The sequence below is a fragment of the Acinetobacter sp. LoGeW2-3 genome (assembly GCF_002688565.1).
Taxonomy (GTDB): domain Bacteria; phylum Pseudomonadota; class Gammaproteobacteria; order Pseudomonadales; family Moraxellaceae; genus Acinetobacter.
Map to the genome: position 1 here is coordinate 3144732 of NZ_CP024011.1, position 15981 is coordinate 3160712.

Annotated in this window: 11 protein-coding genes; 8 read left to right on the top strand and 3 right to left on the bottom strand. The window is 40.9% G+C overall.

The annotated features are described in order from the left end of the window. Nucleotides 1-110: 110 nt before the first annotated feature. Nucleotides 111-2132: an excinuclease ABC subunit UvrB gene (uvrB, locus tag BS636_RS15260; protein WP_099339547.1), complete on the bottom strand. Its 2022-nt coding sequence runs from the start codon at nt 2130-2132 to the stop codon at nt 111-113. A 556-nt stretch (nt 2133-2688) separates the two neighbouring features. Between uvrB and BS636_RS15265 the strand changes: the two genes are divergently transcribed. After that, nucleotides 2689-3477, top strand: a complete 789-nt coding sequence (locus BS636_RS15265) for a hypothetical protein (RefSeq protein WP_099339548.1) — start codon at nt 2689-2691, stop codon at nt 3475-3477. 189 nt (nt 3478-3666) lie between these two features. Further along, nucleotides 3667-5118: a sensor domain-containing diguanylate cyclase gene (locus tag BS636_RS15270; protein ID WP_099339549.1), complete on the top strand. Its 1452-nt coding sequence runs from the start codon at nt 3667-3669 to the stop codon at nt 5116-5118. Between the two features lie 67 nt (nt 5119-5185). Here BS636_RS15270 and BS636_RS15275 read toward each other — a convergent pair whose 3' ends face one another. After that, nucleotides 5186-5365, bottom strand: coding sequence for a hypothetical protein (locus BS636_RS15275; RefSeq protein ID WP_099339550.1), 180 nt, complete (start codon nt 5363-5365; stop codon nt 5186-5188). A 404-nt stretch (nt 5366-5769) separates the two neighbouring features. Between BS636_RS15275 and BS636_RS15280 the strand changes: the two genes are divergently transcribed. From BS636_RS15280 to BS636_RS15295, 4 genes are all read left to right on the top strand, one after another. After that, nucleotides 5770-6882: an OmpW/AlkL family protein gene (locus BS636_RS15280; protein WP_099339551.1), complete on the top strand. Its 1113-nt coding sequence runs from the start codon at nt 5770-5772 to the stop codon at nt 6880-6882. A gap of 220 nt (nt 6883-7102) precedes the next feature. Next, the gene (locus tag BS636_RS15285; RefSeq protein ID WP_099339552.1) at nt 7103-8317 is read left to right on the top strand and encodes an MFS transporter; all 1215 of its coding nucleotides are present in this window, start codon (nt 7103-7105) and stop codon (nt 8315-8317) included. A gap of 315 nt (nt 8318-8632) precedes the next feature. Beyond that, nucleotides 8633-9598, top strand: coding sequence for a TauD/TfdA dioxygenase family protein (locus BS636_RS15290; protein ID WP_099339553.1), 966 nt, complete (start codon nt 8633-8635; stop codon nt 9596-9598). Between the two features lie 251 nt (nt 9599-9849). Then, complete coding sequence (locus BS636_RS15295) at nt 9850-10179, top strand: four-helix bundle copper-binding protein (RefSeq protein WP_099339554.1); 330 nt, start codon at nt 9850-9852, stop codon at nt 10177-10179. Nucleotides 10180-10291: 112 nt separating this feature from the next. Here the strand turns inward: BS636_RS15295 and sthA are convergent, their stop codons facing one another. Then, nucleotides 10292-11707 (bottom strand): Si-specific NAD(P)(+) transhydrogenase, encoded by a 1416-nt coding sequence (gene sthA / locus BS636_RS15300; RefSeq protein WP_099339555.1) that lies wholly within the window; start codon nt 11705-11707, stop codon nt 10292-10294. 216 nt (nt 11708-11923) lie between these two features. Here sthA and lipA point away from each other — a divergent pair, with 216 nt between their 5' ends. Both lipA and BS636_RS15310 read left to right on the top strand, forming a co-directional pair. Continuing rightward, nucleotides 11924-12937 carry a lipoyl synthase gene (gene lipA, locus BS636_RS15305; RefSeq protein WP_099336962.1) on the top strand — a complete coding sequence of 338 codons (1014 nt, stop codon included), beginning with the start codon at nt 11924-11926 and terminating at the stop codon, nt 12935-12937. A 412-nt stretch (nt 12938-13349) separates the two neighbouring features. Continuing rightward, nucleotides 13350-15854, top strand: coding sequence for an acyl-CoA dehydrogenase (locus BS636_RS15310; protein WP_099336963.1), 2505 nt, complete (start codon nt 13350-13352; stop codon nt 15852-15854). Nucleotides 15855-15981: the final 127 nt, after the last annotated feature.

The window sequence follows — 15981 nt, forward strand, 5'->3', positions numbered from 1 at the left end:
TTGCGAAATTTTATCTGTGACAACAATAACGTCATCGTGTGAATGATTGTGTATCGATATGTAAGATTTATGATTAGTTTTGCACAACTAATCATAGGCAGATCAGATGCTTAACTCAGCATCTGAGCCTTCAAACGCAGAATTTCATCACGCAAACGTGCTGCTTGTTCAAATTGCAGTTCTTTTGAAGCTTTCAGCATCTCTTTCTCAAGCTTACTCATGTGCTTCGCAAACAGTTTCGGATCTGCCAGCAGATGACGCTCATCAGCACTTAAAGCTTTAGCCTGATCAGAAATACGTTCATCAATTTGATCATCATCAAGTACTTCACCGGTATCAATTTCCTTAATTACCTGACGGACTGCGCTGCGTGGGATAATGCCATGCTCTTCATTAAACTGAATCTGTTTGGCACGACGGCGCTCAGTTTCATCAATTGCCTTCTGCATGGAGTCAGTAATCCGATCTGCGTAAAGAATTGCTCGACCTTTCAAATTACGCGCAGCACGACCAATAGTCTGAATCAGTGAACGTTCGGAACGCAGGAAGCCCTCTTTATCTGCATCCAGAATCGCGACCAAAGATACTTCAGGCATATCCAGACCTTCACGTAGCAGGTTAATCCCGACCAGTACATCATAAATACCAGTACGCAGTTCATGAATGATCTTCACACGTTCTACGGTGTCGATATCTGAATGTAGATAAGCCACCTTCACACCATATTCTTTTAGGTATGAAGTCAAATCCTCTGCCATACGCTTAGTTAATGTGGTTACTAACACACGTTCATTCAAATCTTTACGGATATTAATTTCCGACAAGACATCATCGACCTGTGTCAGGACTGGACGGATTTCAATTTCAGGATCGACCAGACCAGTCGGACGTACCACCTGCTCTACAATCTGTTCTGACTTTTCCAGTTCATATCGTGCTGGCGTTGCACTGACATAAACTGTGGTTGGCACAATACGTTCCCATTCCTCAAATTTCATTGGACGGTTATCCAATGCGCTCGGTAAACGGAAACCATAATTCACCAGATTTTCTTTACGCGAACGGTCCCCCTTATACATCGCACCAATCTGTGGAACAGTCACATGCGATTCATCAATAATCAGCAAGGCATCATCAGGCACATAATCGAACAGTGTCGGCGGTGCTTCCCCAGATGGACGACCCGATAAATGACGTGAATAGTTTTCAATGCCGTTGGTATAGCCCAATTGCTGCATCATTTCCAAGTCATAACGGGTACGCTGTTCGATACGTTGTGCTTCCAGTAATTTGTCATTTTCACGAAAAAATACCAAACGCTCTTTCAGCTCTTCCCGGATAGTCTCGATGGCACGGGTCAGATTATCTTTCGGTGTGACATAGTGACTTTTTGGATAAATCGTCACACGTGGTACCTTACGGATCATTTTACCTGTCAGTGGATCAAACCAGCGGATCGAATCGACTTCATCATCAAACAGTTCAATACGAATCGCATTCTGATCCGATTCAGCCGGGAAAATATCAATGATTTCACCGCGAATACGATAAGTACCACGCAAGAACTCTAATTCATTACGCGTATATTGCATCTCGACCAGACGGCGGATGATGTCATCACGCCCAATCCGATCCCCTTTTACCACATGCAGCAACATGCTCATATAGGCATTCGGATCACCCAAACCATAAATCGCAGAGACTGAAGCAACAATAATCGCATCACGGCGTTCTAATAAGGCACGTGTTGCAGACAATCGCATCTGGTCAATATGATCATTAATTGCTGAATCTTTCTCGATAAAAGTATCGGAAGATGGCACATAAGCTTCTGGCTGATAATAGTCATAATAGCTGACGAAATATTCCACCGCATTATTCGGGAAGAATGCCTTAAATTCGCCATAAAGCTGTGCCGCCAGTGTTTTGTTATGCGCCATGACAATAGTCGGACGTTGCGTCTGTGCAATCACGTTAGCCATGGTGTAGGTCTTACCTGACCCCGTCACGCCCAGCAACAGCTGATTCTTATAGCCCCGTTCAATTCCCTTAACCAGTTTTTCAATGGCTTGTGGCTGATCGCCAGCAGGTTGATAGCTGGTCACTAATTCGAACGGGGTTTTATCGGACATAATTCTCGGCAATTCACTGACAATATTTTGTTGCTCTAATTATGGGGTCAAATCGGAATTACTCAATGCCTAAACCAGTGTCTATTTGGTAAATATTGAAGTGTATAAGTAACTTAATAGAATTATTAAAAGATAGCTAACTTCATCTTATTAACTTTTACCAATCTATTAAACTTAGAAAATAACTATTTAAAAATTAACCAATAATGCTCAAAAAATTCAGTTAACTATGATTCAGGCTTCATAAGGACTACAGATATGATCAGTTTACATAAAATCTCAATTTTCTGCCTTATTCAAGAATGGTTCTTCTATGGAAAAATCGCGAGCTATCCTTTTCATTCGTTACAAATACTTCTGAAGCCTGCTTCTATTAAAAATTGATAGATGAATGACTTTTATCATTCATATCTACCACATCTTGGAAAACAGATCGTCAGAGATTTTAGATTATTATCTATACTGATTCATTTTCCCTTTTATAGACACAATTTGCCTTGACCCTTATGAATTTCAAAGGCAACATGAAACCAATAAGGATATCGAATTAAGAGCCATGACTTACCAATACCATGATGAAAGCATCGTCAAATCCTTGCCAGAAAATACCGTGTTTGTATTTGGCAGTAATATGGCAGGACAACATGCCGGCGGAGCTGCAAGAACAGCACTGGAGCATTTTGGGGCTGTAGAAGGTGTTGGTCGTGGCTGGTCTGGTCAAAGCTATGCTATTCCAACAATGAATGAGCATTTACAGCAAATGCCGTTATCCCAGATTCAGCACTATATCGATGACTTCAAAATTTACACCAAGAATCATCCGAAAAATAAGTACTTTCTGACTTCAGTCGGCTGTGGTATTGCCGGTTATAAAGTAGAAGAAATTGCGCCGATGTTTAAGGGCATTTCACATAATGTGATTTTCCCGCAATCCTTCCGTCCTTTTGTAGAAAAACCATTACCAAAACTGACGGAAAAATTCCTTAAAACTATATTCCGCGATTCTATTATTTTTGCAGATCCTACCGATGAACTAATCGAAGTTCTTGCGGTGTCCGATAGTGAAAAAAGTCTGGCTAAAATTTTACTAAATACCCAGATGTATCCGACCGATAGTAATGGCCGTGATCGTGTCTTTGAGATTCAGGACATTCTGCATAATTTGAATGGTAAGGTTTTTGATTTCCAGAATAATTCTGAAGGCCCAATGGTCTTTGGTGGTGTAATTCTGGCACTGCTTGAACTGTATAATATTAATGAGCAAGATTTCTCAGACGTTTGGCATGGTAAACGTGAGATTGCTCCGCCAAAGCCTGAAAATAAGGCGCGTAGAAATCCTCGTTAATTCCTAACGTTCAGTCAATTCAAAGCCAATTATCGAATTGGCTTTTTTTTTCATTGAAAGATATAGATATGATTTAAGAGAAAATACATCTAACTTTCAAAATAAATATAATTATCACATTATTTTAAAATAATTTTTTTGGTCTTATACTTGTTTCATTACATTAAATAATAAATTTGAGCTGCTTGAATGAACATGTTGGATTCCCCTATTTTTGAATTATCTCCTATTGCTATGTGGCTTGAAGACTTTAGTGAAGTAAAAAAACAATTTGATCTCTGGCGTGCTCAAGGAGTGCAGGATTTATTTACTTTTTTACAGGAAGACGAATCACGCATTTTGGAATGTGCTCGAAAAATTAAACTGCTTAAGGTGAATTCCAAAACCTTAGAACTTTTTCAAGCAGATGACTTTAATCATTTAAGTCAAAATTTGGACCAAGTCTTTAAAGAGGATATGAGTAAGTCTCATATTCAGGAACTCGTGGCTTTATGGAATGGAGAAACCCAATTTTCCCATTCTGCCATAAACTATACCTTGACTGGTCAGCGTCTGGATATTCAGCTTAAAGGCATTGTTCTACCACAGCATGAACATGATTTATCCCTGCTTTTAATCACCACTGAAGACATTACGGCTTATACACAAGCTCGTCGTCTAGAAGAACAAAACCGTCATCTCGCAGAAGCCCGTTTTATCTATTCTCCAGCTTCATTGTGGATCGAGGATTTTAGCCAGATTAAACTAAAATTAGATCATTTGCGTGAATTAGGAATTGAAGATTTTCATACTTTTCTAGATGTACATCATGACTTTATTTATGAATGTATTCGAGAAATCAGAATCATTGATGTCAATCAGGCTACTCTCGATTTATTTGGGGCCCCAGATAAAGATGCTCTCTTAAAAAATGTTCATAAAGTCTTTGCGAAAGAAATGGTGCAGACCTTTAAAGAACAACTCATTGAGCTTTGGAACGACAATCTGCATCATCAGCGCGAAGCGGTAAATTATGCACTGGATGGCAGTATTCGCCATGTCTTGCTTCAATTCACAGTGTTTCCTGATTATCTAGATGACTGGAGTGTTGTTCAGGTTGCATTGACTGATATCACCGCACGTAAAAAAGCGGAACATTATCTGGAATATTTAGGCAGACATGATGTCCTGACCAAGCTATGTAACCGTTCATTTTACATGCAGGAACTGAACCGACTGGAGCGTAATTCACTGCGCCCTGTATCCTGTATTTTTATGGACCTTAATGGACTAAAAGAGCTGAATGACAGCCTTGGGCATGATGCCGGAGATAATCAGTTACGCCGTATGGGCAACATCCTGACTCAACTTATTCAACATACGCCCTATTCTGCCTCACGAATTGGTGGAGATGAATTTGTAGTCCTTTTACCGGGCGCGGATCAGACTGCTTTGCAAAACTGTTTGAATAGTCTGCATGAACTTTTAATCGTTGATAACCAGTTCCATTCGCATCAACCCATCAGCCTGTCGATCGGGCATGCAACGAGTCATGCAGATGAACGTCTTGAAGACATGCTGAAGCGTGCCGATCAAGAGATGTACCACCAGAAAAGAACTCATTACCAAAATAATGACCGGAGAATATCAGTCTCTCAGTAAGTTCCATGATTTAAATATCAGCTAATAAAAAGCCATGGTCAAATGCCATGGCTTTTTATTTTAAAACTTAGCGTTTTCCCATTGAACGGCGGGTACCACGTGGTGGCATCCAGGTTCTATCCGCATAACGTTGTGGCTTAGGACGAAGATCTTCAAGGATCTCATCTGTCGCACCTTGTTCAGCTTGCTTCAACGGAAATGGTAAATTAACTAAAGGCTTTTTCTTGGGAGTATTTGGGGAGCTCATCAGACTGACTCAATAATAACTCAGCCTATTGTACAAAAAAAAAGAGCTGAATGTAAAAACAAGTCTTTTTATTATGCACTCTCATGACCATTCACTTAATTTCGATATCATGTTCAGGATAAAAAAATACGTCTTAAGTGTTCTATTTTATCTAACTAAAAGATGTCTAAAAAATAGATAGCTATTCATATTTTCTAAAAAGCAGAGCAAACCAGTATTTTTTTATTTTTAGATTAATAAATTACAAAATCACTAAGATAATCCAACTCATTGAAATAAATTTCCTTCTTTATTTACCTTTCACCTACTTAGTCCTGTTATTTTTCATACAGATTAATTAAGCCGATTTTAGTTTTATGAACAATAACAAAAACAAAGATGAATAAATTGAACAAGGAGTTCAAATGAAAAAGGTTTTAGGGACGTTTATTGGCTCAATGGCATTGATGCCTATTTTGACTCACGCCGATTCCCCTTATTTTAGCCTACAAGAAGGCGATAGCTTTAAACGTTTTTCAGTTTCCGTTGGTGCTTTACACGTTATGCCACAAGGGAAAGCACAACCTTTTAAAGTAAATACAATTGTAGCTGAAGGCGAAACATCTAAAGTGGGTGACGTTGCTACAGCTGATATCATTGCAAATAGAGAAGGTAATAAAATAAATTTAGCCAACCTTATTGTTAACTTCCTAAATGGTATTAGAAATGACTCAACGCTCCCTTCATCATTAAGTGGTACCGCAGACATTTATGGCCTCAGTTATTGGGATAATCCAGGTACAGGCCTAGAAGCAGATGATGTGACAACCCTTGGCATCATGACTAACTACTTCTTCACAGATAATGTTTCCTTTGAAATGAAGGCGGGTATCCCACCTAAAGTGGATCTTCAAGGTACAGGTAAAATTTATGCTCCATTTTCGGCTATTTCCAGCCCCACTGGTTCTACCATCATAGGGCAAATTGATTTAAAAAATGATTTATTAGTTACAGATCTAGGTGCACATGGTCCAGCTGCGTCTGCTCGAGCTTGGACACCTGCATTTGAGTTCCAATATCATTTTGGTAAAACAGGCGTAAATAAGTTCCGACCTTATGTGGGCGTAGGCCTAATGTATGCTTATTTCAATGAACTGGAAATTAATTCACGTACCGAGCAAGATTTAATTAAAGCAGGCCATATGATTGCTAATATTAAAGATGGCGAAGCTGGTAAGGCACTCGGAATTAGTACATTGGCCCCAGGTGAAGCAGTACCAAGTAATTTAGCAAGTAAAGGCAGTACACCAAAAGTAAAAGTAGAAGCTAGTGATGCTTTTGCACCTGTCGCTACTGTAGGATTTACCTATGATTTTAATGATAAATGGTTTGCTGTAGGTTCAGTGAGTTATGCTCATCTAAAAAATGATACAACTATTACAGTGTCTAATGATACTTACGGCACTTTAATTACTTCTAAAGCAGATATTGAGGTTAATCCAATCCTAGCTTATGCAGGTTTTGGTATGCGTTTCTAAGCTCATCCGATTTAAAAGCAGGGCTATGCTCTGCTTTTTTATTTTTTATCCATGAAATAGTCAAAAACTTTATTCAGTGTATGAATTCTATGTATGACCAACCTATCTTTATAGATATCAAATCCATAAAAAAAATTTATCTTTTAAGTAATTATTATTCTATCGCGACAACAAGTTGAATCGACTAACATAGGCTCGACGATCTAAGCACAAAGTTCTTATGACCAATACCCAGTTTTCCAAGCCACTTATTTATATGCTCATTGGTTCAGCAGTGATTCTGGCTTTGTCTCTAGGTGTCCGTCATGCATTTGGTTTATATCTGGTGCCGATGAGCCATGAATATGGCTGGGGACACAACGTATTCAGTCTGGCAATTGCCATGCAAAACCTGATTTGGGGTGCAGTCCAACCTGTAACAGGTGCAATTACCGATAAATACGGCAGTAAATTAGTTGTGGCAGTCGGTGGAGCCTTATATGCCTTAGGCTTATTACTGATGGCGATCAGTTCAACCGCCTGGATGTTGAATCTAAGCGTAGGATTGATTTTAGGCTTGGCGCTTTCTGCTACCTCTTTCCCTGTTTTACTCTCTGCGGTTGGTCGCGCAGCGCATCCCGAGAAGCGTAGTTTGGCGATGGGGATCGCAAGTGCTGCAGGTTCCTTCGGTCAGTTTATTATGCTGCCTTCTACGCTATTACTGCTGCAAAGTATTGGCTGGTCAGCCGCATTGGTGGCGAGTGCGATTCTGATTGCTCTTATAGTTCCGCTTGCCTGGATGCTTAAAGCACCGATGTATGCAGATCCAAATGCAGCACCGACTCCCACAAAGCCATCACTGAGCTTTAAACAGATTCTGGTCATTGCTAAAAATCATAAACCGTTCTGGTTCCTGGCACTGGGCTTCTTTGTATGTGGTTTTCAGGTGGTCTTTATCGGGATTCACTTGCCTGGCTATCTGATTGACCATGGTTTTAATGCCACAACGGGAACCATCTTCTTGGCCCTGGTTGGATTATTTAATGTAGTCGGAACCTATACCGCAGGCTGGTTAGGTGGAAAATACTCCAAACCACACTTATTGATGGGACTGTATGGCCTACGTGGCATTGCCATCATTGCATTTTTACTGCTGCCGCTTAGTACATGGACAGTCTATGCCTTTGGTGTCATCATGGGATTATTATGGTTATCTACCGTGCCGTTGACCAATGGCATTGTCGCCAATATGTTCGGTGTGAAGTATCTGACCATGCTCAGTGGTATTGTGTTCTTTACCCATCAGGTCGGATCATTCTTTGGTGGATGGCTCGGTGGTGTTAACCATGATATGGCGGGCAACTATAATGCAGTGTGGATACTTTCGATTATCTTAAGCGTCTTTGGGATATTGATTCATTTCTGTGTCAATGAGGAGCAGATTGTGCATGACTGATTCAGGCTTTTTACTTAAGCTCATCATCAGTATGAGTTTGATAGTGCTATTGGCTCTCGCTCTACTATTATGGAGCCGGACACCAGAGTTATTTGAATACTTTAATCAGGCTTTCTGTGCGCATTAATCACACAAACTGTTGTCAAATCATCAGCAAAATTCACTATTTTTTCAGCATAAAAAACTAAAAGCTGAAAAAACAATAAAATAATACATTTTCATTGCTATTTCATAAACTTAGCATTTCTAATGATTTTGCTTTATCTTCAGTTTTTCATACATTTTTGATTATCAAAAAAATGATGAGACTTTCTAATGACAAGTTTATCCCAGTTATCACAAGCAATTCACGATGCACCACGTTGGCATCAGCCTGATCAGTTTCAGAATCCTGAAGAAATTCAAATTGTACCGCAACAAGATGCTGCTTTAGGCGCAGTGGTTTATGGTCTGGATGCACGTAAAGCCCAATCCGGTGAAACCATTCTGAAGCTTAAACAAGCACTGGCTGAACACCTTATTTTAATCTTTAAAAACCAAAGTCTGGATGACCTGCAGTATCTGGCATTTACGACTTATTTTGGTTCAATCTTCCGTCCTAGTCCTGATACCCCGGTACTTGCAGCACAATCTGACACTGGGGTTCCTCCAGATGTGGTTCCTGTTTCAAATGCCGTCGGTCAAGGTGATTATACGGGCCATGGCGAATTGACGCCACATGCGGACCATCAGTGGACACCACTGCCTTCTTTTGGTTCATTACTTTACGCTATCGAAATTCCTAAAGATGGCGGCCAGACTACATGGATCAATACCATCAAAGCTTATGATGCACTTGATAAAGAAACCAAAGCCCATATTGATCAACTGCAACTGATTACCTATAACCCATTTGTCCGTCGTCAAAAGACTAAAGATACAGCCAATGATCAAGGGTATGGATCAAGTCCATTCTATCGTTTTAAAGATCAACCGATTTTAAGCCATGCTTATCCTCATCCGCTGGTACGCACCCATCCTGAATCTGGGCGTAAAGCATTGTGGTTGAATACCCATACCGAAGTGGAACTGGTCAATTATGATGATCAGGTGGGCAGCGAACTGATTGCCAAACTTCGTGCCCATGTACAAAAGCCTGAGTTTGCTTATGAGCATAATTGGGAAGTTGGCGATATCGTATTCTGGGACAATCAAGTCACCCTGCATTCACGACGTCCCTTCCCCGCTGATCAGCGTCGCTTACTAAAACGCATCAGTCTGGCAGGTAGCCGTCCATTCTAATCCTCAATAAAAGAATAAATTAGAATAATAATGGCTTTATTTTCACCATTGAGTGTCTGGCAGGCTCAATGGTGTTTTTATTTAGAGTCAATCCTTCTATTTCAAAATTTTCATCCCGCCTATTCAAACCCTTTAATTATTTAACAGAATTCTCGCCTAATTAACCTTTCTTCACGCAATCCTTATCGTGTAGTCGTGTTTTTCTGATTAGCGTAATTGAATATTGAAATCACTGCATTAAGGAGAAGAAAATGAATGAGATTCAATTTTCAGATTGTGTTCGCGCTTGTATGACCTGTTCACTCGCCTGTACGAATTGCGCAGCTTCATGCCTGAAAGAAGAACATTTAGAAATGATGAGAGAGTGTATACAGCGCTGTCTGGACTGTGCAGATCTCTGTCAACTCTGTGCCCGTATGGAACAGAAGCAATCACCTTTTATGAAAGATATCTGCGAGCTATGCACCAAAGCCTGTGACTATTGCGTAGAAGAGTGTGGGCATCATAAAGATGATCATTGTCAGCAGTGTGCCGAAGCCTGCCGTCGCTGTGCTGAAGAATGCCGAAAAATGGCAGCTTAATTTAAGAATATTTATATTAAGCTAGACAGATCAACTGAAAATTAAAATCCTATCAATAAAAAACCCGTAAGCAGATACTTACGGGTTTTTGATCTAAGCTGAATAAATTAAATTAGAATAAACGGTTCATACCATTCAAAGTTGCTACACGATACGCTTCCGCCATGGTTGGATAGTTGAACGTTGTTTCCACGAAATACTTAATAGTATTGTTCGGGCTGTTCATTACCGCCTGACCAATGTGAATAATTTCAGACGCGTTATTACCGAAGCAATGTACACCTAAAACTTCCAGTGTTTCGCGGTGGAATAAGATCTTTAATTCACCGACTGTGTCACCAGTAATTTGAGCACGTGCCAGATGACGGAATGACGCCTGACCAACTTCATACGGAATTTTTTCTTCAGTGAGCTGTTGTTCAGTTTTACCAATCGAAGAAATTTCCGGAATGGTATAAATACCAGTTGGGATATCTGTTACAGGCGCTACATCTTTCTCGCCACTCATGTTTGCACCCGCGCAACGACCTTGGTCATATGCAGCAGAAGCTAGAGATGGCCAGCCAATCACGTCGCCTGCAGCGTAGATATTTTCTACTTCAGTCTGGTATTGATCATTCACTGTCAATTGACCACGACTGTTTGGTTTCAGGCCGACATTTTCTAGACCTAGGCCATCCGTGTTTCCTGAACGACCATTACACCAAAGAATGGCATCCGCTTTAATTTTCTTGCCACTTTGCGTATGTAGAACCACATAATCATCAGAAGTTTCAAGATAATCGATCTGCTCATTGTGACGGATCAACACGCCTTGTTCACGTAAGTGATAAGACAACGCATCAGAAATTTCGTCATCTAGGTAGCTCAGCAGTTTCGGCTGAGTATTGATCAGGTCAACTTTATGGCCTAGACCAATAAAGATCGACGCATATTCACAACCAATCACACCTGCACCGTAAATAATGATTTTTTGGATTGAATAATCCAGATCCAGAATTTTGTCTGAATCAAATACGCGTGGATGATTAAAGTCTAGAATTTCAGGACGATAAGGACGAGAACCAGTTGCAATCACCAACTGTTTAAACTGAATCGTTTCTTTAATGCCATCCGGGCTAAATACGAAAATCGTGTTTTCATCCTGAACGTAGGCACGACCATGGAAGATATCAATTTTATTACGGTCGTAGAAACGTGAATGGGTTTCAACCTGTTGTTGAATCACTTTATGCGCATTACGAAGCACTTGCTTCATGGTGAACTGTTTCCATTCACCCACTTTCTGGAACATTGGATCACGTTGATAACGGATGATGCTTGATACCGTTTGACGCAATGCTTTACTTGGAATTGTACCCACGTGAGTACAGTTACCACCAAGTTGTTCACGCATATCAACGATTGCAACGCGTTTGCCTGATTTGGCAAGCTTCATTGCCGCGCCTTCGCCCGCAGGGCCTGAACCTAGAACTACCGCATCGTACTTAACGAAAGTCCCACTAACGACCTCTTTTTTACGTGGCATTCAACGCTCCTTTATAAATTAAATTCATCTGCAATATCTGTTTGCCATATTATGACGTAAATCATGTCATTTTGGTGTATTTAACTGACATATATTGTGTGATGAGAACATTTTTTAAATGAATAGTCCTTTTTGCCCCATTTGTAGCTAAGTCCGTTATAATAAAAGCGCTATCTTTGATTATCTCCTCCCTTCAAAACAGTGGAAAAGTTGAATATGTCTGAAAACCGTAAACCTGAACAGGGTGTCAAACTTCGCGGCGCGGAAAAGGTCGCTCGTATTCCTGTAAAAGTTGTACCTACGGTTGAAACACCACGGAAGCCGGACTGGATTCGCGTCAAAATGGCAGCGCCTGAAGAAGTACAACGTATTAAAACCACACTTCGTCAGCAAAAATTACATACCGTATGTGAAGAAGCAGCCTGCCCTAACCTGCCTGAATGTTTTGGTGGCGGTACAGCAACCTTTATGATTATGGGTGATATTTGTACCCGTCGCTGCCCATTCTGTGATGTGGCTCATGGTCGTCCAAATGCACTTGATCCTGACGAACCTCGTCACATGGCAGAAACCATTGCCAACCTGGGTCTGAAATATGCGGTAATTACCTCGGTTGACCGTGATGACCTGTTAGACGGTGGTGCACAGCATTTTGTCGACTGTATTAAAGAAGCACGTGAACTAAGTCCGAAAACATTATTAGAGATTCTGGTTCCTGACTTCCGTGGTCGTATGGATATTGCCCTGCGCATCATGACTGAATGTCCGCCAGATGTGTTTAACCACAATATTGAAACTGTGCCACGTCTGTATAAAGCGATGCGTCCAGGTTCTGATTACCAGCACTCTTTGAACTTATTGAAAATGTTTAAAGAATACTGCCCAGATATTCCAACCAAATGTGGTTTGATGGTGGGTATCGGTGAAACTGAAGAAGAAGTGATTGCCCTACTAGATGACTTAAAAGCACATGAAGTTGATTATGTGACCATTGGTCAGTACTTGCAGCCATCTAAACAGCACGCGCCGATTGACCGCTTTGTAACGCCTGAAGAATTTGAGCGTTATGCAGAACATGGCCGAAAACTTGGCTTTAAAAATATCTGGTCTGCACCAATGGTGCGTTCTAGTTATTTTGCGGATCGTCAATACTACGGCGAGCCGGTTCCAGCAGTACGTCGTAAGGCTGATCCTGCCAAAAAAATTGCAGTACAAACGATTGAAGCTTAATTTTGCTTAAATCAAAGCCCTCTATGTAGAGGGCTTTTTTATGCTGAATAGAAATTTCTTCTGCGATCCTAAATTAGAAAAATCCTTTTAAAATGTCTTATCACTCTTATCGTCAGTAGTTCTCAAGCTATTGCGATCTTCTATTCTGTTAAGATTCTATTTTCCATTTTTTTACCTGAGCTAAGTTATTACTTATCTTCACATTTCTTTTCGTGTTCTCACTTGAATACTGATCACTTTTCAAACAATCTCAAAAATAGCTAAACATTCAACAATATCGTTATGAAGTGAAAAACGATAAGAGTCTCAAGAACATCCATGATCAAAGCCATGTGCAGTGATTGCACCATGATACTGACAGATAGACCAACAAATTAAGGTCATGGATGCATAACCCTGGAGAAATATAACGATGCTATTTATCTATGCTGTTTTGCTTCTATTACTCAGCTTATGGGCGATTTTTTATTTTCAGCTTTCTCGAACCACAGGTGCATTTGCCCTGATTTTTGTGTCGATCTTGGTTGCATTTATCAGTCCATGGTCGCTTTTACTAGGCATCCCTCTGATTCTAATCAGTCTGGTGGTACTGATTGATCCTTTACGTATGGCTGTCATTACACGACCAGCTTACAAAGCCTTGGCGAATGCCATGCCGAGCATCAGTTCAACAGAGCGTGAAGCATTGGAATCCGGCACTAGTTGGTGGGAAAAAGAACTGTTTATGGGTGCTCCAGACTGGAAAATCTTTAACAACTATCCATATCCCAAGCTGTCTAATGAAGAACAGTCTTTCATAGATAATGAAGTCGAAACACTTTGCAGCATGTTAGATGAATGGGAAATTCATCAACAGAAAGAACTTCCTGCACATATCTGGCAATTTATTAAAGACAATGGTTTCTTGGGTCTGATTATTCCAAAAGAATATGGTGGTCGTGCCTTTAGCTCCTTTGCCCAAAGCCGTGTAATGAGTAAGATTGCTTCCCGATCTTTAACAGCTGCAGTGAGCTGTATGGTGCCAAACTCGCTTGGACCGGGTGAACTGTTGCTGCATTATGGAACAGAAGAACAGAAAAATCGTTATTTACCCGGTTTAGCTAAAGGACTAGAAATCCCCTGTTTCGGTCTGACCAGCCCGGAAGCCGGTTCCGATGCCGGTGCGATTCCAGATACTGGTGTAGTCTGCTATGGACAGTATGAAGGCCAAGAAGTTCTGGGTTTGAGAATGAATTTCTCTAAACGCTGGATTACCTTGGCGCCGATCGCTACTGTCGTCGGTTTAGCCTTTAAAATGTATGATCCAGACCGTTTACTGGAAGGACCAGCCGAATATGGCATTACCTGTGCCCTGTTACCTGCCAATCATGAAGGCGTTGTCGTCGGTCCACGTCATAATCCCGGCCCGCCATTTATGAATGGTACGGTTGAAGGTAAAGATGTCTTCATTCCACTGGACTGGATTATTGGCGGTGTTAAAAATGCCGGTAAAGGCTGGCGTATGCTGATGGAATGTCTGGCAGTAGGTCGTGGTATTTCGCTACCCGCTCTATCTACTTCCAGTGCAGAAATGGCTTATCTGAATGTCGGCGCATTTTCACGAATCCGTCAGCAATTCAAAATATCGGTGGGTAAATTTGAGGGCGTGCAGGAAGCCAATAGCGAAATTGCTAGCGACACTTACATGCTGGAGGCTTTCCGTTATCTAGTAACTTGTGGCCTAAATCAGGGTGGTAAACCAGCAGTAATGACCGCAATTGCCAAATACTATGCGACTGAAACCATGCGTAAAATTGTTAATCACGGTATGGATGTGGTTGGTGGCCGTGCCATTCAGATGGGTCCACGTAACTTCCTCGCCTTGAACTATCAAGCCATTCCGGTGTCGATTACAGTTGAAGGTGCCAATATTCTCAGTCGTTCCTTAATGATTTTTGGTCAAGGTTCAATGCGTTGCCATCCTTATTTGTATGAAGAATTACAGCTCTTACAAGCGCAAGACAGGGATGCAGCTCAAGAAACATTTAATGATCTGTTATTTAAGCATTTAGGTTATACCTTTAACCGTACGGCTCGCTCCTTTGCTTATGCCTTTACAGGTGGCTCAGGTGCATTTCCACAAAGTGCAGTTGATTTTACCCGTCCTTATTACAAGATCATTAACCGACTCAGTGCCAACTTTGCCCTGACTGCAGACATGTGTCTAGGTTTACTTGCCGGTGATATTAAGCGTAAGGAAATGCTGTCCGGTCGTCTGGCAGATATTCATGCGCATTTATTTATTGCCTCTGCAATTCTCAAGTTCTTTGAACATAGTAAAAAGACTGAAGCTGAACGTTTACATGCCAAATTGGCAGTAGAAAAATCCTTATATACTGCTCAGGAAGCTTTTTATGATCTGTTTGAGAATTTCCCGGTTCGTATTGCAGCGGGTATGGTGAAATTACTCTGCTTCCCATTTGGTCGCCCATTGAAGAAACCATCAGATCATCTCAAACAGCAGGTTGCGAATAGCATGATGGAAGATAATGCTTTCCGCCAAGTTTTAAAAAAACATGTCTACTACAGTAAAGCTGAAGATGATGTCACCGGTCGTATGGAATCAACCTTTAGCATGCTGCTGGATATTGAGCATCTTTGGGATCGCTTTAAGAAAGCCGAGAATAAGGGCCAATTTAAAGGTCTGAGTTTTGCTGAACATGTAGCAGATGCACGACAACATGGTTTTATTAACGAGCATGAGGCTGAAAAGCTCTTGCATTATAATGCCCGACGTTATGACAGTATGCTGACTGATGTCTTTGATCTGCAGCTCCAAGAAGCGATGGAATTAGAAAATCCATATATCAGTAAGGCAGATGCAACCGGTACTGATACTTCAGTTCAAACAGATCCTTCGCATTCAACGACTCCTTAGATAGAGCTTTTATCTAAATCGGTCTTTGATTCCAAAGCGAAGTATTATTTCTTTACTCTGCTTTGGAATCTCTCAAGTGGCTACCCAGCCACTTTTTTACGACTATTGCACGATGGCATTTTGCCTT